Annotated in this window: 20 protein-coding genes and 1 pseudogene; 9 read left to right on the top strand and 12 right to left on the bottom strand. The window is 63.8% G+C overall.

Annotated elements, in window-relative coordinates:
- The first annotated feature begins 41 nt into the window (after positions 1 to 41).
- Both ACXJMY_RS16475 and ACXJMY_RS16470 read left to right on the top strand, forming a co-directional pair.
- Positions 42 to 743: a FecR family protein gene (locus ACXJMY_RS16475; protein WP_456620387.1), complete on the top strand. Its 702-nt coding sequence runs from the start codon at positions 42 to 44 to the stop codon at positions 741 to 743.
- 2 nt (positions 744 to 745) lie between these two features.
- A complete protein-coding gene (locus ACXJMY_RS16470; RefSeq protein WP_456620386.1) occupies positions 746 to 1870 on the top strand; it encodes a hypothetical protein in 1125 nt (374 codons plus the stop codon).
- A 194-nt stretch (positions 1871 to 2064) separates the two neighbouring features.
- On the opposite strand, the gene ACXJMY_RS16465 is transcribed toward ACXJMY_RS16470, so the two are convergent.
- The 3 genes from ACXJMY_RS16465 to ACXJMY_RS16455 form a co-directional block, all read right to left on the bottom strand.
- Positions 2065 to 2553 carry a VOC family protein gene (locus tag ACXJMY_RS16465; protein WP_456620385.1) on the bottom strand — a complete coding sequence of 163 codons (489 nt, stop codon included), beginning with the start codon at positions 2551 to 2553 and terminating at the stop codon, positions 2065 to 2067.
- Between the two features lie 44 nt (positions 2554 to 2597).
- Positions 2598 to 3026, bottom strand: coding sequence for a VOC family protein (locus ACXJMY_RS16460; protein WP_456620384.1), 429 nt, complete (start codon positions 3024 to 3026; stop codon positions 2598 to 2600).
- Between the two features lie 132 nt (positions 3027 to 3158).
- Positions 3159 to 3671 carry a cupin domain-containing protein gene (locus ACXJMY_RS16455; RefSeq protein ID WP_456620383.1) on the bottom strand — a complete coding sequence of 171 codons (513 nt, stop codon included), beginning with the start codon at positions 3669 to 3671 and terminating at the stop codon, positions 3159 to 3161.
- A gap of 126 nt (positions 3672 to 3797) precedes the next feature.
- Here ACXJMY_RS16455 and ACXJMY_RS16450 point away from each other — a divergent pair, with 126 nt between their 5' ends.
- Complete coding sequence (locus tag ACXJMY_RS16450) at positions 3798 to 4016, top strand: CsbD family protein (protein ID WP_456620382.1); 219 nt, start codon at positions 3798 to 3800, stop codon at positions 4014 to 4016.
- 151 nt (positions 4017 to 4167) lie between these two features.
- Here ACXJMY_RS16450 and ACXJMY_RS16445 read toward each other — a convergent pair whose 3' ends face one another.
- Together ACXJMY_RS16445 and ggt are read right to left on the bottom strand one after the other, a co-directional pair.
- The gene (locus ACXJMY_RS16445) at positions 4168 to 4632 is read right to left on the bottom strand and encodes an FKBP-type peptidyl-prolyl cis-trans isomerase (RefSeq protein ID WP_456620381.1); all 465 of its coding nucleotides are present in this window, start codon (positions 4630 to 4632) and stop codon (positions 4168 to 4170) included.
- Positions 4633 to 4702: 70 nt separating this feature from the next.
- Positions 4703 to 6289 (bottom strand): gamma-glutamyltransferase, encoded by a 1587-nt coding sequence (gene ggt / locus ACXJMY_RS16440; protein WP_456620380.1) that lies wholly within the window; start codon positions 6287 to 6289, stop codon positions 4703 to 4705.
- Positions 6290 to 6511: 222 nt separating this feature from the next.
- Here ggt and trhO point away from each other — a divergent pair, with 222 nt between their 5' ends.
- On the top strand, positions 6512 to 7264 hold the full coding sequence (trhO, locus tag ACXJMY_RS16435) for an oxygen-dependent tRNA uridine(34) hydroxylase TrhO (protein WP_456620379.1): 753 nt from the start codon (positions 6512 to 6514) through the stop codon (positions 7262 to 7264).
- On the top strand, positions 7254 to 7472 hold the full coding sequence (locus tag ACXJMY_RS16430) for a SlyX family protein (RefSeq protein WP_456620378.1): 219 nt from the start codon (positions 7254 to 7256) through the stop codon (positions 7470 to 7472). Before trhO ends, ACXJMY_RS16430 begins: the two co-directional genes overlap by 11 nt.
- 9 nt (positions 7473 to 7481) lie before the next feature.
- On the opposite strand, the gene ACXJMY_RS16425 is transcribed toward ACXJMY_RS16430, so the two are convergent.
- Both ACXJMY_RS16425 and ACXJMY_RS16420 read right to left on the bottom strand, forming a co-directional pair.
- Positions 7482 to 9386: a diguanylate cyclase gene (locus ACXJMY_RS16425; protein ID WP_456620377.1), complete on the bottom strand. Its 1905-nt coding sequence runs from the start codon at positions 9384 to 9386 to the stop codon at positions 7482 to 7484.
- Between the two features lie 217 nt (positions 9387 to 9603).
- A complete protein-coding gene (locus tag ACXJMY_RS16420) occupies positions 9604 to 9825 on the bottom strand; it encodes a hypothetical protein (protein ID WP_456620376.1) in 222 nt (73 codons plus the stop codon).
- Positions 9826 to 9931: 106 nt separating this feature from the next.
- Between ACXJMY_RS16420 and hemE the strand changes: the two genes are divergently transcribed.
- Positions 9932 to 10966 carry a uroporphyrinogen decarboxylase gene (gene hemE, locus ACXJMY_RS16415; RefSeq protein ID WP_456620375.1) on the top strand — a complete coding sequence of 345 codons (1035 nt, stop codon included), beginning with the start codon at positions 9932 to 9934 and terminating at the stop codon, positions 10964 to 10966.
- Positions 10967 to 11144: 178 nt separating this feature from the next.
- Here hemE and hemC read toward each other — a convergent pair whose 3' ends face one another.
- The 4 genes from hemC to ACXJMY_RS16395 form a co-directional block, all read right to left on the bottom strand.
- Positions 11145 to 12125 carry a hydroxymethylbilane synthase gene (gene hemC, locus ACXJMY_RS16410; protein ID WP_456620374.1) on the bottom strand — a complete coding sequence of 327 codons (981 nt, stop codon included), beginning with the start codon at positions 12123 to 12125 and terminating at the stop codon, positions 11145 to 11147.
- Between the two features lie 25 nt (positions 12126 to 12150).
- A complete protein-coding gene (locus ACXJMY_RS16405; RefSeq protein ID WP_456620373.1) occupies positions 12151 to 13776 on the bottom strand; it encodes a GMC family oxidoreductase in 1626 nt (541 codons plus the stop codon).
- Positions 13777 to 14074: 298 nt separating this feature from the next.
- On the bottom strand, positions 14075 to 14389 hold the full coding sequence (locus ACXJMY_RS16400; protein ID WP_456620372.1) for a DUF3303 domain-containing protein: 315 nt from the start codon (positions 14387 to 14389) through the stop codon (positions 14075 to 14077).
- Between the two features lie 455 nt (positions 14390 to 14844).
- On the bottom strand, positions 14845 to 15372 hold the full coding sequence (locus tag ACXJMY_RS16395; protein WP_456620371.1) for a hypothetical protein: 528 nt from the start codon (positions 15370 to 15372) through the stop codon (positions 14845 to 14847).
- A gap of 620 nt (positions 15373 to 15992) precedes the next feature.
- Here ACXJMY_RS16395 and ACXJMY_RS16390 point away from each other — a divergent pair.
- Positions 15993 to 16298: a hypothetical protein gene (locus tag ACXJMY_RS16390; RefSeq protein WP_456620370.1), complete on the top strand. Its 306-nt coding sequence runs from the start codon at positions 15993 to 15995 to the stop codon at positions 16296 to 16298.
- 153 nt (positions 16299 to 16451) lie between these two features.
- Here ACXJMY_RS16390 and ACXJMY_RS16385 read toward each other — a convergent pair whose 3' ends face one another.
- Positions 16452 to 17042, bottom strand: coding sequence for a TetR/AcrR family transcriptional regulator (locus tag ACXJMY_RS16385; protein ID WP_456620369.1), 591 nt, complete (start codon positions 17040 to 17042; stop codon positions 16452 to 16454).
- Between the two features lie 100 nt (positions 17043 to 17142).
- On the opposite strand from ACXJMY_RS16385, the gene ACXJMY_RS16380 reads away from it, so the two are divergent.
- Both ACXJMY_RS16380 and ACXJMY_RS16375 read left to right on the top strand, forming a co-directional pair.
- The gene (locus tag ACXJMY_RS16380) at positions 17143 to 17508 is read left to right on the top strand and encodes a nuclear transport factor 2 family protein (protein ID WP_456620368.1); all 366 of its coding nucleotides are present in this window, start codon (positions 17143 to 17145) and stop codon (positions 17506 to 17508) included.
- Between the two features lie 372 nt (positions 17509 to 17880).
- Positions 17881 to 18138: pseudogene (locus ACXJMY_RS16375) on the top strand (putative bifunctional diguanylate cyclase/phosphodiesterase); the annotation flags it as partial.

Raw genomic sequence — 18138 nt, 5'->3', positions numbered from 1 at the left:
CGCGATCCGGTACGATCAGGGACACATCGATCGGTTGCGAAATGAATTTGCGTTTCTGGCTTTTCCCAACACTGCTCTCGGCCGCATTGTGCGCGGCGTCTGGCGCACAGGCGCAGACGCGCGTCGGCGAAGCCGTCGTGATTCAGAACGAAGTGGTGCGCGTGGCCGCGACCGCGACGCCGATCAATGTCGGCGACAGCATGCTGCGCGACGAGACCGTGCGCACCGGCGCCGACAGCGCGGCGCGCTTCGTCATGGYCGACAGCACCAATTTGTCGCTCGGACCGAGTGCAACGCTGAAGCTCGACCGCACCGTCTTCAACGACGAGCACAGCTATCGCGACGTCGCGATCCGCATGACCACCGGCGCATTCCGTTTCGTCACCGGACATTCGGAGAAGACCGCCTACAAGATCACGACGCCGCTCGCGACCATCGGCGTGCGCGGCACCACGCTCGACATCCTCTCGCAGCGCGGCCGCTCCGTCGTCGTGCTTCAGGACGGCGCGGCCAGCGTCTGCACGCTGAGCTTTCAGTGCGTGCAGCTGACCCAGCCCGGCGACACCGCAATCATCACCTCGACCGGCGGCAAGGTCGGCATCACCAAGACCAACACGCCGCCCTGGACGTTTGCCGGGACTTGCGCCGCGAATGCCGGGCTGTGCTCGGTCACCCAATATGCAGACGCCCGACCGACCATCACGCCCGCCGTCAATGACGACGGCATGCTGTGTGGGCGCTGATGATGGCAACGCTCCGCATCCGCGACCAGCTTCCTGCCGCCGCGCTGATGGCCATGGCCATCGTGACACTGACATGGGGTGTGCAGCCGGCCTCGGCCGCGACCCTAACCCTGACCGATTGCGAGACAAATTGCTCGCCGACGCCCACGTCGACCGGCACGCCCGCAGCCACGCCGAATCCTTATCCGTCGCCTTACCCGTCGCCTGCTCCAAGCGCGAGCACCGGCCCGACAGGCGCCGATTCCAGCGGCAATTCGGTCGGCGGCCTCGCCGACCAGCGCTTCAACCAGATGATCACCAACCGGGTGCTCGGCACGGTGCTGCTCGGCGTCAACGAGCAGGTCAATTGCAGCGACTGCATCAGCGCGTTCGGCTCGGCCGGCTCGTTCTCGGCCGGCATTCACGGCCGCAAGGAACTGACCAACAATCTGTCGCTGCTCGCCGGCATCGCCTACACGCAGTACAGCGAGGGCGGCTACAACATCACCAGCGCGCCGATCGGCGCGTTCGCGCTGCGCTATGACTTCACCGACTGGGGTTCGTCGCGCCCGTTCTTCGACGTCGGCACGATCCTGACGCCGTGGGAGAAGGCGCGCTATACAAGGAATTACAACACCAGCCTCGGCCCGGTGAGCGTGACGGGCTCGACCAACGCTTCGAACTACGCCGTCTATGGCCGCGCCGGCTGGATGAACCGTCTGTCACCCCGCGACGAGGTTGCGGCCTCGATCGAGGTCTGGCAGCTCTGGCAGCGCGTGTCCGGATATAGCGACAGTGCGGTGGCATTCAATCCGTTCGACGCCACGATTGCGACCGGCACCGACCGCACCAGCCTGGTCAAGATCGGCGGCCAGTGGACCCATCTCTACGGCAGCAATATCGAAGCCAACATCAACGGCGGCTGGGTGCAGTCGTTCGCCAGCCACAGCGGCATCGTCGCCACCGTGACCGGTGACGGCGTGGTGGTGCCGACGATGGGCAACCAGGGCTGGTTCGAATATGGCGGCCGGCTCGGCTTCCGCGTGTCCAAGGGCTGGATCGTGGACGTCTTCGCCAACGGCACGCTCGGCCCGCAGCCAGTGGGGAACACCATCCACGGCGGCCTGGGGCTGCGGATTAATTATTAGCGCGGGGGTTTGCCCGCCCCAACCTCCGCTGTCATGCCCCGCCACCGGGTCTCGCCTTCGGCGAGCCCGATGACAGGCTCCGGCTGGGCATCCAGTACGCCGCGGCCTATCGGTTCAATCACTACCGTCTCGGAGTACTGGATCGCCCGGTCAAGCCGGGCGATGACAGTGAGTATGTGGAGCGAGCATGCACTTCACGCCGCCGACTTACCCTCGAACGCGCGGCGCAAGGTTTCGACGTCCAGCTTCACCATCTTCATCATGGCCTGCATCGCGCGCGCGGCGGCGGCCTTGTCGGAGCTCGACAGGAATTCGAACATCACCTTCGGCACGACCTGCCAGGACACGCCCCAGCGATCGCTGATCCAGCCGCACTGCTGCTCCTTGCCGCCATGAGCAAGGAACGCGCTCCAGACGCTGTCGACCTGGGCCTGATCGTCGCAATGGATCATCAGCGAGATCGCGTGGGTATATTCCACCTTCATGCCGCCGTTGAGCGCGACCAGCGGCTGTCCGGCCACCGTGAACTCGACGACCAGCACGGAGCCCTCCTTGCCGGACGGGCCGTCCGAAACGTTGCGCTGAACGTGCGTGATCTCGGAATTCGGCACGAGCGAGACGTAGAACTTTGCGGCTTCCTCGGCATCGCCGTTGAACCACATGCAGGGCACGAGCTTGGACATGGAGACCGCTCCTCTTCAGGTTTTCAATGCTCTCGGATTTTCGATCAGGCGTTCGCCATGTCGGACTGCGCGGCGAAGGCTGCCATGTCCATCCAATTCACACCCCACATATGGCCATCCGGATCCTCGAAGCTGCGGCCGTACATGAAGCTGTACTCATCCTTCGGGCCGGGATCGGCCACCCCGCCCGCGACCTCGGCCTTGCCGACGATGGCGTCGACTTCGTCGCGGCTGTCGGCCGACAGGCAGAGCAGCACCTGGTTCGAGGTCTTGGCGTCCGCGATCGGCTTGGGCGTGAACTGGCGGAATTTGTCGTGGGTCAGAAGCATGGCGAAAATGGTCTCGGAGAAGACCATGCAGCTCGCCGTATCGTCGCAGAACTGCGGGTTCCTGACCGCGCCGACCGCCTCATAAAAGGCCGTGGCGCGCTTGAGGTCGGTCACCGGCAGGTTGACGAAGATCATCTTGGGCATCGGAAGCTCCTTGGGCGGGGTTCTGCCCAAGGACGGACGGGCAAGCAGCCATCCGACACGGCTTCCGATTATTTTTTAAGGCTCCGGCCTGCGTGGTTCTGTCGCACAGAACCCCATGGCTTTCCGGCAGCCTTACTTCGTCTCGTTCGGGTCCCGGTGGACGGGGTCGATCCACAGCACCGTCTCGGGCTTCTCGACCGGCTCGATGTCGAGATTGATCGCGACCGCCTCGCCGTCGCTGCGCACCAGCACGCATTCCAGCACCTCGTCGGGGCTGGCGTTGATCTCCTGGTGCGGGACATAAGGCGGCACGTAGATGAAATCGCCGGGGCCGGCTTCCGCGGTGAACTGGAGATTTTCGCCCCAGCGCATCCGCGCCTTGCCCTTCACCACATAGATGATGCTTTCAAGATGGCCGTGATGATGCGCGCCGGTCTTGGCGTCCGGCTTGATGCTGACCGTGCCCGCCCACAATTTCTGCGCACCCACGCGCGCGAAATTGATCGCGGCCTTGCGGTCCATGCCCGGCGTCGACGGCACGTTGGAATCGAGCTGGTTGCCGGGAATGACGCGCACGCCATCATTCTTCCAGCGATCGTCATGATCGTGTGCATGGTGGGAATGCGTGTGGTCATGGCCCGTCATGATCTTGCTTTCTGTTGGTTCCATGCGCGGCAAACTAACCAAAGCCGCAGCGTCAAGCCAGACCAAAAAAGGAACCCTCGCACGCGTCCAGTGTTGCCCCTGCGATAGAACTGGAAGGAGAGTTTCATGGGTAGCACGAGCGACAAGATCAAGGGCACTGCCAACGAGGCGATGGGCAAGGCCAAGCAAGGCATCGGCGAAGCCACCGGTTCCGATCGTCTGAAGGGCGAAGGCGTTGTCCAGGAGGTGAAGGGCAAGGGCCAGCAGGCCATGGGCGATGCCAAGGACGCCGCGAAGGAAGCGATTGATCGCGCTGCGGCTGCGGCACGACGCGCGGCGGAGTAACGCGCGTAGCACTGAAAGCGAAAAGACCGGCCGCAGGGCCGGTCTTTTTGTTTGTCTTGCTCCGTCATCCCGGGGCGATGCGCAGCATCGAACCCGGGATCTCGAGATTCCGGGTCTGGTCCTTCGGACCATCCCGGAATGACGCTGCGCGTCACTTCACCGCGAGCAATTCCACGTCGAACATCAGCGTCGCGTTCGGCGGGATCACGCCGCCGGCGCCGCGCGCGCCGTAGCCGAGCTGCGGCGGGATGATCAGCGTGCGCTTGCCGCCGACCTTCATCGAGGCAACGCCCTCGTCCCAGCCGGCGATGACGCGGCCCCTGCCGATCGGAAACTCGAACGGCTCGTTGCGGTCGACCGACGAGTCGAATTTCTTGCCCTTCTGGCCGTTCTCATAGAGCCAGCCGGTGTAGTGCATCACGCAGATCTGGCCGGGCTTTGGCGAGGCACCGGTGCCGGGGACGCTGTCGATTACTTGCAAGCCTGAAGCTGTGGTCATGGTCTTTCCTGCGGTCTGGGCCGAGGCCGTGGTGGAAACGAAATCGGACACGCCGCCGATCACGGTGATCGCGAGTGCCGACATGATGGCGAGGAGCACACGCTGGAAACGCTGCATAAGACACCTTCCGTTTGAGGCGGGAGGTGTCTAGCGCAACGAAGGTGTGGTTTCCAGCCCTCGGGCCGGCTTAGTAGCCCAGCGCGCAGCCGTCCTTGCGCGGATCGGAACCGCCGGTCAGCGTACCCTTGTCCCAATCGATCCAGATCGCCTGGGCGCCGCCGAGCGGGCCGACCACACTGGTGGTCTTGTGGCCGAGCTTCTTCAGGCCCTCGACGATATCAGCCGGCACGCTGTCCTCGAGCTGATACTGGCCCTCGTAGTGCAGGCCGCGCGGCATGTCGATCGCCTCCTGCACGTCGCAGCCATAGTCGAGGATGTTGGTCAGGAGATGGGTCTGGCCGGTCGGCTGGTACTGGCCGCCCATCACCGCGAACGACATCGTGGAACGGCCGCCCTTGGTGAGCAGGCCCGGCATGATCGTGTGCAGCGGGCGCTTGCCGCCTTCGATGCAGTTGGGATGACCGGGCTGGATGCGGAAGCCGCCGGCGCGGTTCTGGAACAGGACGCCGGTCTTGTTCGCGACGATCGCCGAGCCGAAGGAATGCGCGACCGAGTTGATGAACGAGCAGACGTTGCGGTCCTTGTCGACGACCGTGATGTAGATGGTCGAAGGATTCATCGGCGGCGCGACATTCGGCAGGTCGAGCATGCCGTCCATGCGGATCTTGCTGATGTACTCGTCGGCAAAGCCCTTCTCGAGCATCTCGGCGACGTTGATCTTCATGTGCTCGGGGGAGGCGACGTGCATCTCGCGATTCATGTAGGCGATGCGCGCGGCCTCCGCCTCGAGGTGGAAGCGCTCGACGCTGAGGGGAGCGTACTTGGTCAGATCGAAGCGCGACAGGATGTTGAGCATCAACAGCGCGGTGACGCCGGGGCCGTTCGGCGGGCACTGCCAGACGTCGTAGCCCTTGTACATCGTCCCGATCGGCGTCGTCGTCTCGGTGGTGTGCGCGGCGAAATCGTCGAGCGTATGCAGGCCGCCGATGCCGCGCAGGGTCTCGACCATGTCCTCCGCGACCGCGCCCTTGTAGAAGGCGTCGCGGCCGTCCTTGGCGATCGCGCGGAGCGTCTTGCCGAGCTCGGCTTGGCGGATGACGTCGCCGGCGACCGGCGGCTTGCCGCCCGGCAGCAAATAGCGCTGGGTGTTGGTGCCACCCTTCAGCTTCTCGAACTGGTTCTTCCAGTCGAAGGCGATGCGGGGCGCGACGACATAGCCTTCTTCGGCCGCCTTGATCGCGGGCTGCAGCAGCCGGTCGAAGCCGAACTTGCCGTGATCGCGCAGCACGGTTGCGAAGGCATCGATCACGCCGGGGATCGAGACCGCGTGCGCCGAGGTCAGCGGCACGGAATTGATCTTGCGTTCGAGATACCAGTCGGCGTTCGCAGCCTTGGGCGCGCGGCCGGAGCCGTTATAGGCGGTGATCTTGCCTTCGCCGCGCGGCTGGATCAGCGCAAAGCAGTCGCCGCCGATGCCGGTCGATTGCGGCTCGATCACGCTTAGCAGCGCCGAGCCCGCCACCGCCGCGTCCACCGCCGTGCCGCCCTCGCGCAGCACCTCGATCGCGGCCAGCGAGGCCTGCGGATGCGAGGTCGCGACCATCGCGTTGGTGGCGTGGACCGTGGACCTGCCGGGGAAATGGAAGTTTCTCATGCGAATTCTTGCTCTCGTTAAGCCCTCTTGGGCCGCTAGGCGAAGTCTTGGGACGCGCATGTCGCGCCCTCTCGAAAAACCGAGCCTTCATGGCACATTCCGGCCCGCCCGGGCAATGCTGGCATACCAGGGAAATGGCTGCCATCCGCTGGGCGTATGACCGTTCGTGGGCGTCGCCGATGCGGGTTTTCTGGGCGGCGGCCGCCTGCTAAACGAGCCGCCATGATCACCAAGGTCGCCGCCTTCTACCAATTCGCCGCCCTGCCCGATTACCGCGAGCTGCGCGAGCCGCTGCGTGCGTTCTGCGCGCGCCTGGCGCTGAAGGGCAGCGTGCTGCTGGCCCGGGAGGGCATCAACGGCACGATTGCAGGCCCGCCCGCTGCGATCGACGCATTCGCCCACGAGCTCATGCACGGCGACATGTTTGGCGGCAGGCTCGACAATCTCGAATTGAAATTCTCGACCGCCGGGTCCATGCCGTTCGGCCGGCTCAAGGTGCGGCTGAAGAAGGAGATCGTCACGCTTGGCGACGCGGCTGCCGATCCGACGGACCGGGTCGGCACCTATGTCGATGCGGCCGAATGGAATGCGTTGATCGCGGCGCCCGATACGCTGCTACTCGACACCCGCAACGCCTTCGAAGTGGCGATGGGCACGTTCGAGGGCGCGGTCGATCCCGGCATCAAGAGCTTTGGCCAGTTCAAGGACTTTGCGGCAGAACAGCTCGACCCCGCCAAGCACCGCAGGATCGCGATGTTCTGCACCGGCGGCATCCGCTGCGAAAAGGCGAGCGCGCATCTGCTCGCGCGCGGCTTTGCAGAGGTCTATCACCTCAAGGGCGGCATCCTCAGATATCTGGAACAGGTGCCGGAGGCGCAAAGCCGCTGGCGCGGCGAATGCTTCGTGTTCGACGAGCGCGTCGCGCTCGGCCATGGTCTGCGCGAACGGGAAAAGGGGCACGGCCGTGACGAATGAGATCAGGACGCTCAGCGAGCGCATCGACACGCTGGAGGCGCGGCTGGCCTATCAGGACGACACCATCGAAACCCTGAATCAGACCATCACGGCGCAATGGAAGCAGATCGACGCGCTGACGCGGCAGGTCGCGCAGTTCGCCGAACGTCTCCAGGAGGCCGAAGCGAATGCGCCGGGACCCGCCAACGAGCGCCCGCCGCATTATTGAGGCCGGGAATTACAGGCCCGACGCCTTCGGCAGCAGGCTGGTCACCTCGCCCGACATCATCAGGCGGTCGCGCCCGGCCTCCTTCGCGGCGTAGAGCGCCTGATCCGCAGCCTCGATCAGCGACGTCACGCCTGCGGTGCGCTCCAGCGCCGGCCGGCAAGTCGCACCGCCAAGCGAAGCCGTAACGCAGCCCGACGCGTGATTTGAGGTATGGACGAGCCCGGCCTCGCGGATCGCCCGGCGGATCCGCCCGCCAATTCGCGCGCAACCCGCGGCATCGGTGTTCGGCAGCAACATGGCGAATTCCTCGCCGCCATAGCGCGCCGCCAGATCGCCTGCACGCTGCATCTCGGCCGCGATGACCTTGGCGATCACGCGCAGGCAGGCGTCGCCGGCGGGATGGCCGTATTCGTCGTTGTAGGCCTTGAAATGATCGACGTCGATCATCAGCAGGCTGAGGCTCGAACGGTCGCGATAGGCGCGCGCCCATTCCTCCTTCAGACGCTCGTCCAGGCGGCGGCGATTGGCGAGTCCGGTGAGGCTGTCCTCGATCGCGAGCATCTCGAGCCTGGTCTCCAGCTTCTTCTGCTCGGTGATGTCGCGCGAGATCGCCACCACGCCGTCGACGTTGCCGTTGTCCTTGCGCGTCACCCGCATGGTCGATTCGAGCCAGACTTCGCCATTCTGCCGGTGCGTGTTTCGGTAGGTGACGCGCGCCTCCTCCGTCTCGCCACGCTTCATGGCATCGACGATCGCCTGGACTTGCGGCCGGTCGTCCGGGTTGATGCCTGCGAGCGCCGGCGTCCCGATCAGCTGGTTGGCGCGCCAGCCAACGACGCGGACCGACGAGGGCGAGACATAGCGCAGCCGCTCGTCGAGCCCGATGCGGGTCACCATGTCGCTGGAGCCCTCGGCGAGCAGGCGGAAATGAGCTTCCTTCTCGACCAGCGCGGCGGCCATGCGCTGGCCGCGTTGCAACTGACGCACCAGCACGGCCCCGATCACTGCGATCAGAATGACCAGCGCGAGCACGTAGAGCATGCGGGATATCGCCGCCGCGCGCCAGGGCGCCAGCAGCTCCGCCTTGTCGACGGTGGCGAGCAGGACAAGAGGGTAACGGCTGCTGCGCTTGAAGAAGCTGACGCGCTCGGCACCATCCAGCGGCGACTTGAAATGATAGGCTCCGCCGGGCTGTTGCAGGCTTGCGTCGCGGAACAGCGGCTTGTCGGCGACGCTGCGTCCGACGAATTTCTCGTTGCTCGGGTAGCGCGCGACGATCAGGCCGTCGCCATGTGTCAGCGCCACGGAGCTGTTGCGGCCGATCTCGAACTGCTCGTAGAAATGCGAGAGGTAGCTGGAGCTGATGGTCGCGAGCACCACGCCGCCGAAGCTGCCGTCCGGCTTGTTGAAGCGGCGGGACAGGGTCACGACCCATTCGCCATCCAGTTGGCTTTTCACGGGGTGGCCGACATGGGCCTCACGCTTCGGCGAGAGCTGATGATGACGGAAGAAAGCGTCATCGCTGAGCGTCGAAGCAATCGTTCCGGGCAAGGTCAGCCAGTTACCCTGATCGTCGATGATGGCGAGGCTGTGGACGCGCTCCATCGCCTTCTTGCGCACCTCCAGGAGCTTGCGCAGCTTGGCGATCGTGGCCGGCTCGGTGCCGTCCATCTCGAGCCGGCTGACGACGCCGACAACACCGGAATCCAACAGGTCGAGGCTGTCCTCGGCGTGCTGCGTCAGCGAGCGGGCGACGTTCGCCATCTCGGTCTCGGCGCCTCTGAGCACCGCGTCGCGCGCAGCCCATTCGCGCCAGCCGCTGACGCCCAGGATGGTCGCGCAGGTCAGCACGACGAACGCCGCCGCCCGTAACGGCAGGCGGCTCCATCCGGTTCTCTGGGAGGCGAAGTTCATGCGACAGAATTCTCCGATGGTCGGAAATTCTGCCGCTTCTGTTATGGAACTCTGAAATTGCCGCCGAGATTCGGCGCGATATCACCGTTTCCCGTAGTCCTACGGACGCAAGCGTCCGCGGATCGCTAACAAGACATTATCGAACCTATCGGAAACGGCGCGTCAAACCTTGTTGAAGCAAGCCTTGGTTGAAGCAAGCCTTGGTCGAAGATCGCCGCTAGCTGAAGATGGCCTTAACCTTGTCCCACAGCGACGGGCTGTCCGCCTCCGCGTCGGCCTTCGATGGCGTCGGCTGGGCGGCGCTTACGGGATCGGACGCGGGAAAGCTGTCCACCAGTCCGGCATCGAGCTTGGTGTGAATCTCACGGTCGGCGGCTTGCGCCTCGTGCGGATCGACGGCGTGCTTGTCATGCGGCGCGGGATTGAACGTCTCAGCCATGATCTCCTCCATTGGTTGGTCAACGCGGCCCAATTGCGCTTGTTCCCCTGTTCCGCTGAAGGCCACGGCGGTGTATCAGGAGCCGTAACCTTGCTCAGGACCATTCGTGCCCCAGTCTGCGACAACGCCCTTCATCGACGTGCTCTCCGGCCAACGGCAGGCCACCCCTCCCGCGTGGATGATGCGGCAGGCAGGCCGCTACCTGCCGGAATATCGCGAGGTGCGGGCGAAGGCCGGCGGATTCCTCGATCTCTGCTTCAATCCGGAGCTTGCCGCCGAAGTCACGCTGCAGCCGATCCGAAGGTTCGGCTTCGACGCCGCGATCATCTTCTCCGACATCCTGGTGATCCCCTATGCGCTCGGCCGCTCGGTGCGCTTCGAGGTCGGCGAAGGGCCGCGGCTGGAACCGCTGGATGATCCGGCCAAGGTCGCGACGCTGGCGCCCCGCGCCGACTTCACGAAACTCGCGCCGGTGTTCGAGGCGTTGCGGATCGTGCGCGGCGCACTTGATCCCAAGACCGCGTTGATCGGCTTCTGCGGCGCGCCGTGGACGGTCGCGACCTACATGGTCGCTGGCCACGGCACCCCCGATCAGGCACCGGCGCGGATGATGGCCTACCGGCATCCGGAGGCGTTTGCGACAATCATCGACGTGCTGGTCGAGAATTCGATCGAGTATCTGCTGGCGCAGCTCGCCGCCGGCGCCGACGCCTTGCAGATCTTCGACACCTGGGCGGGCGTATTGCCGCCGGCCGAGTTCGCGCGCTGGTCGGTCGAGYCGACGCGGCGCATCGTCGAAGGCGTGCGCGCCAAGGTGCCGGACGCCAGGATCATCGGATTTCCGCGCGGCGCCGGCGCGCAATTGCCGGGTTACGTCGAGGCGACCGGCGTCAACGCCGTCAGCATCGACTGGACCGCGGAGCCCGCCTTCATCCGCGAGCGCGTGCAAACACGCGTCGCGGTGCAGGGCAATCTCGATCCGCTGGTGCTCATTACCGGTGGCGCAGCGCTCGACCGCGCGGTCGACAACGTGCTGGCCAACTTCGCGGCAGGACGGCTGATCTTCAATCTCGGCCACGGCATCCAGCCGGAAACGCCGATCGCCCATGTCGAGCAGATGCTGAAGCGCGTGCGGGGGTGATTTATTTCGCCCCTGGGGAGCGGAAAAACAAAAAACGCGCAAACAACCCCATGCACAGTACAAATCATTGAAGAATTTCGTCCGACATGACTTGAGTCCCCGCAGCGGAGACGTTTGACACGTCGGGCAAAACAGGCGCAAAACTACATGATCGCACCGATGATCGCTTTGCGGCAGGCTAGCGCGGCCGGCTGCGCTCGATGATCTCGGCAGCGCCCTTCGTCAGCAGATCGAGACCCACCGCACGACCGAGCTCACGCGGGCGGTTGGCGGCGCCGGTGCGCGAGGCCTCGATGATGGTGTTGCCGGAGAGGTCGAGCACGGATGCGGTCAGCGACATCTGATCGCCAGCGATGGTCGAGAAGCCCGCCACCGGCGAATTGCAGTGGCCGTTCAGCACCCAAAGCACCTCGCGTTCGGCATCGGCAGAGGCGTGGGCAGCGGGATCGTCGATCGCGGAGAGGATCTGCCGGGTCTGCCAGTCCTGCGCCGCGCATTCGACGGCGACGATGCCCTGCCCTGCCGCCGGCAGCATCTCCGCCGCGGAGAATTCATAGGCGATGCGGCTCGAAAGGCCGACGCGGTCGAGGCCCGAGCGCGCCATGATCAATGCATCGGCCGGTCCGACGGCGCCGCCGTCGGGCAGGCGCTGCTTCTCGCCATTGTCGAGCTTTCGCACGCGCGTGTCGGCCGCGCCGCGGAAGTGGATCACCTCTATCTCGGGAAATAGTCGCCGCGCATAGGCCGCGCGGCGCACGGCGTTGGTGCCAACTTTAAAACCCTTGCCGCGCGACTGGCGCAGCGCCTCCAGGGTCACGCCGTCGCGCAGCACCAGCGCGTCGCTGGCCGGATCGCGCGACAGCGTCGCGCCGATGACGAGGCCGGGCGTGTCCTCGTTGCCCGGCATGTCCTTCAGCGAATGCATCGCCGCCTGTAGCTCACCCGACAGCACGGCGGCGCGGATCTGCGCCACGAAGGCGCCGCCCTTGCCGCCGTGGGGCAACAGCTTGCTGGTCTGGTCGAGATCGCCCGTGGTGTCGAACTTGACGATCTCGACCTCGATATCGGGCACGGCGGCGGTCAGGCGGCGCGCGATCTCTTCCGTCTGTGCCAGCGCCATCGCGCTCTTGCGTGTGCCGATCCGAAGTCGTGTAGCCAAGCTCTTGTCCTTTCGAAGCACGGATTTACCGCGCATCCTCCAATATCATGTCGGAGGCCTTTTCGGCGATCATGATGATCGGCGCATTGGTATTCCCCGACACGAGGTCCGGCATGACCGAGCCGTCAACGACGCGAAGGCCCTCGAGCCCCCTCACCTTCAGCCGTTGGTCCACCACCGCGAGCGCGTCATTGCCCATACGACAGGTCGAGGTCGGATGGTAGATGGTGCTGCCGCGCTCGCGGCAGTAATCCAGCAGCTCAGCATCCGTCGATACCTTCGCACCGGGATCGACCTCGTTGACCACGAACGGCTTCAGCGCCGGCGCGTTCAGGATCTTGCGCAGGATCTTCAAGGCTTCGACGTTGGTGGTGCGATCGGTCTCGGTCGACATATAGTTGATGCGGATCTCCGGCGGGACCGTCGGGTCCGCGCTTTTGATGCGCAAGGTGCCGCGGCTTTCGGGACGGAGCTGGCAGATCGACGCGGTGAAGCCGGAAAAATCGTGCAGCTTCTCGCCCATCTTGTCGGTCGAGAACGGCAGGAAGTGGACCTGGATGTCCGGCGATGCCAGCCGCGGGCTGGTCTTGAAGAAGGCGCCCGCGGTGCCGGCCGCGATCGTCAGCCAGCCTTTCCGGAACAGCGCATAGCGCGCGCCGGCGAGCGTACGGCGGATCGGATTGTTGACGGTGTCGTTGAGCGTGATCTTCTGCGAGCAGCGCATGACGATGCGGACCTGCATGTGGTCCTGAAGATCGTGGCCGACGCCTTTCGCGTCCAGCACCACATCGATGCCGTGCTTGCGCAGCAGATCGGCGGGACCGACACCGGAGAGCTGCAAGAGCTGTGGCGAGTTGTAGGCGCCGCTCGACAGCACGATCTCCTTGCGCGCACGAGCGCGGCGCACGGTTGCGCCCTGCCGGTACTCGACGCCGACGGCGCGGCGTCCCTCGAACAGCACGCGCTGGCCGAGCGCCTCGGTCTCGACCTTGAGATTGCCCCGCGCCTTCGCGGGGCCGAGATAGGCCACCGACGTCGAGGCGCGACGGCCGTTGCGTGTCGTGGTCTGGAACAGGCCGACGCCTTCCTGCGTGGCGCCGTTGAAATCCGGATTGTAGGGCAGACCGGTTTCGACCGCGGCATCCATGAAAGCCTTCGACAGCGGATCGGTCACGATCATGTTGGAGACCGGCAGCGGGCCGCCGGTGCCGTGATATTGATCGGCGCCGCGCGACTGGTTCTCGGCCTTCTTGAAATAGGGCAGCACGTCGTCGTAGCCCCAGCCGGTGTTGCCGAGCTGGCGCCAGCGGTCATAGTCCTCGTGCTGGCCGCGGACATAGAGCAGGCCGTTGATCGAGCTCGATCCGCCCAGCGTCTTGCCGCGCGGCTGGAACACCTGACGCCCCTTCAACTCGGGCTCCGGCTCGGTCTGGTACATCCAGTTGACGGTCTTCTCCTTGAACAGTTTGCCGTAACCGAGCGGCACGTGGATCCAGATGTTGGAATCCTTTGGTCCCGCCTCGAGCAGCAGCACCGTGTGCTTGCCGTTCGCCGACAGCCTATTGGCGAGCACGCAGCCGGCGGAGCCGGCGCCGACGATGATGTAGTCGAATTCGGGATCGGACGGCGCGAGGGAGGAATTTGCGGTCATCTGTTGCCAGGGCCTGTGCTCATAAGCGTGACATATCTGCTTCCAAGGGTGAAGCAGACTTGGGCCGATCATTCCAGCCATTTCGCCTTTTTGCCCCACACGCGACATTGGCTAGTTGTTCGTAAAGTCCGCCTCTCAGCCCCCTGAATGGTGGATTCGTCCTGGCCGCGCCAGCCTGATCAGGAAGGCCTAAGAAAAAACGGCTCTCAAGTTGAGTGCCGTTCTCTCGATCCCGCATAGTTCAACACCAATGCCACCGGCCCTCACGACGTGAATGTTGACGTGATACTCTCGAATATCATCTGTGTTGGAGCCCATCGCGAAAGGCAATCGCTTCAAGTTCGACCCGGACGGCGTCCATGACGGGAACTACGGGTCTTGCCTGGAATTCGAACGCAGGCAACATCGAGCAGAACTTGTGAACCGCCAACGGATCTTCGCAGTCCAACAGCATATATCCACCCCAGTCGCCTACTCGTATAACGAACAACTCGATCTTGAAATTGTCAGGCGCCTTCCATTGAGTGAAAACCTCCAGTATCCGCTTCTGGGCGTTCTCGTACTCCATAGGCGATCCCTGCGGACGCTCGAACCAGCTGATCATGTACTTCATCGGCATCCTCCATTATGTTCGCTGAAATCCGAAGAATGACTTTTTGTTGTTCTTGAATAACAGCGTTGCGCGATTGGGCTTCGTTGACAAGTCAGCTCTTGGCACTTGGGACATCGAGCAAGTCGGGCCGGGCAAATGCGAGTTAAGAGTACGCGCCCGCGTGCGGATAGGTAAGGGCAACTGCCGATACACGCGACGCTTTGCTAACATTGATCAGGACGAACTCAATCTCAGATGTCGGCCCATGGCCCGTTCGAGACATTCCGGTTCGATCTGACGATGTCCGCTTATCCGGTCAGACCCGAAGTCATCACCTCGGAGTCAAACCGACGCGATTGACCAAGGCGCCACCGGCAACAGCCGCTCGATACTCGCGATTGCTCCGTCTTGCCTGCGCCTCTGACTGTCGCGCCGCTCAAAAGAGACCAGTGGCGTCAGTGCAATTGCAGCGGAAGTTACTCGCCATCATCTTCGAGCACGCCGTTGCGAGCGATGGAGCCGGCCGCAATTTGAAGCGAAGAACCAATCGCCCAACAGCATGCGATCAGAATGATCGAACCTTCAGACAGGACCTGATCAACGACAATCATGCTGACAGACAGAAATGCCGCAATCGCGGCAACGAATGTGCCTGCTGCACTGAATATCTCAGCCGCATCGGTGCCGCGGTTTCGCTCTTCCGGCAGCCTCGAAGCCGATCCGTCAGCAGGACGCCCAGGCAAATCGATGCCGATATAGAAGCTGAAGGCCCCGTAGAGCATCATCAACAAGATGAACCAGCCGTTTCCAAACATTTGGTTTTCCAGGCGCATCAATGCTGCGGCCACATACAGGCCGCACGAGCCCCCAACCGCAGCAAGTCCGATCCTTTCAAGGAGATGTGCCGATTTGATGAGAGTGGCAGGAGCGACCCATATGGTAGCCGCGACATAAGTGGATTTTGCCATGGCTAGCGCGCTGAGAACTGCATTGCTCGTCTTCATGTGGTTTCCTCTCCAACAGGTAACCTGCCGCGCGCGACGCCGTCAGCAGGCTGTGCGCTTGGCTGCATTTCATGACGTGTTTGGAGCAGCAATTTTGGAAAGAGTTTGCCTACCAAAGGCACTGTGCTGCCCATTTAAATTGAGGCGATGACTTCGGTGCATCGCCGTTTTGGGCAGCTGTCAGGCAAGCGATCCGCGTGCCCGCTGAAAGAGTCCTACTCCGCTTCAGGTCCAACGCCTAATGAATAGTGACTGCTCATCGAGGCGGTGTGAAAGTTCTGCCGGTGTTGTAGTGCCACTCTATCGACAAAACTTTCTTCAAGGCATCGCGGCGCGAGTTCGTTCGCTGTGCACCCAGCGGCAGATCTGCAAGCTCGCTGCAATCCCCACGAGCGACATTGCCGCGCCTTTGGCCTGCGGAATGGTTAGGGCGGCTAGGCGACTGAATCGCTCATTGACGCAATCGAGTCCCCGGCGTTGAATGCTCTTCTGGAGTGAGGCCGGACAAGTTGCGGCGTCCGTCGCCTCGCGAGAAGGTCGCCGCCTCCGATCTTCGCCTTTGGAAAGAACAATTTGGCTTCACCGACACGCACGGAGGTCGAGAGCCATGAGACTTTTCAATGCGCCGCTTGATAATGGTCAAGCAATCACTTTTGGGCCGTTTGCCGAACGCTTCGGTAGACCCAATCCTGGCACCTTCGCGGTTATGGCCGTCGCCCAAACCAGTCACCGACTACGATGGATTTAGTGTCGGCACCGTCGACGACGGTGACACGTCAGGCCAGGCGGCGCGCCCCATCAGGTCACGCGCAGCAAATGCCTCCAAGCCCAGTGTGGAGACAAGTGGCGCGACGGGGCAGAAATCGATCGATCAAGAAGATGAGGTCTTAAAGCGCAAGCTGACCATCTGCCGCGACTGCAAGTAGGAGAAGAGCGGAGAACTTGGGCCTCTTGCCCGCGGAAGGTACGCACGACCTGGACATTCAAAACTAAAATCTCGGCGAGGCGCAAAACCAGGCTTGCGACTGCGATGGCCACGAGCAAGAGGCCATGGCGGGAGGCTGGTGGACTGCGCACAATCATGCAGCGACGCGCAGCGCCTCGACCAGCGACTTGAACGCACGGGCATATTCCGCCCCTGCCCTTGCGATATCGGCGCGTCCGGCGCAGGCGACCGCAGCCTCCGTCACCGCGCCGAGCAGCAGCCGCGCCAGCGGCTCGACCGGTTGCCGCGCGATCAGGCCGGCCTCCATCGCTGCAGAGAGCGCACGCGGCATCTTGCCGCCAAAGTGCTGCGCGTCGATCTCGCGCCAGCGCTCCCAGCCGAGCACGGCCGGGCCGTCGCGCAGGATGATCTGGCCGGTCGGGCCCTTGGCGGTCGCAGCAAAGTAATGCTGGGTGCCGGCGACCATGGCGGCCAGCACGTCCTTCTCGGCGCGGGCCGCGCCGTCGATCTCGGCAACGAGATCGCGCGAGACCTGATCGAACACCGCCTCGAACACCGCCTCCTTGGTCTTGAAGTGATGATAGACCGCGCCCTTGGCGACGCCGGCGCCGTCGGCGATCTCATCCATCGTGGTGTCGGTAAATCCTCGCGTCCCGAACAGGCGGCGCGCCGCCGCCAGGATCGCCTCCGATGTCGCTGCCCGCCGTTCCGCCTGTTTCGCCATGGGTCTGCTCTAATCGAAATGGACGAGCGCTGCCAGTTGACTTTTCGACCAGCGGTCGGTATTTACCGACTATCAGTCGGTTTTAATCGTGAGGTGCGCCATGCCGAGCCGTGACATCGTCGAAGCCTTTGCGAAGCGGCTGGAGGACGGGGATTTCGTCGGCGCGATAGAACAATTCTATACGCCCGATGCGGCGACCTATGAGAACAACGCGGCGCCGACGACCGGCCGCGACAAGCTCGTCGCCAAGGAGCGCGGCGTGCTGGCCGCGTCGAAGGAGGTCAAGGCGGTGCGGATCGGGCCGAGCCTGATCGAAGGCGACAACGTCGCCACGCGCTGGAAATTCAGCTTCACCAATGCCGAAGGCGTCACGCGGACGCTGGAAGAGATTGCCTGGCAGACCTGGCGAGGCGATCAGCTGATCGAAGAGCGGTTCTACTACGATCCGAAGCAATTGGGGCGGTGATGGGCCAGCGTTAGGCGGGCGTCGCGTTACCCATCCGACCGCTGTCATCGCCTGCCTTGTGCGCACTTGCGCACTGGGGCGGGCGATCCAGTATTCCAGAGACGGTCGTGATGAAACGAGAAGCCGCTGCGTACTGGATGCCCCGCCTTCGCGGGGGCATAACAGCGGAGATGGTCGCAAACATTGTTCCTTCCGTTACAACGGTAACGCGGGACGCCGCATTTGTATCGATTTGTTATCGATACGCGGGCTTTGCCACCTAGAAGTGATCGTGGCGCTGGGCAGCAACGGGGATAATTCATAGTTCGTCAAAGGTTTGCGGAGAATTCTTCGGATCGAGCCGGACGAACGGCCCATGCTGCAGGCTCCCGAATGCGGACCCAACTGACCTCCTATCTCGCACGGCTGTTCGCCGGCGATCTGTCGGCCTTTGGCGGGCCCGCAACCGACGAGGCCGTCGCCGGCCATATCCGCGCCGAACAGATGTCGCTCGTGCTCGGCTATTCGGTCGGCATCATGCTCGCCAATGCCTGCAACGCCGCCGTGCTCGCCATCGCGCTGTGGCGCTCGCCGGACTGGACGCTGGCCTTGATCTGGGCCGTCATCGTGGCGGGCGCTGCGATCGCATTC

This window comes from Bradyrhizobium sp. P5_C12 (assembly GCF_054049735.1).
This window is presented reverse-complemented; position numbering and strand designations above follow the sequence as displayed.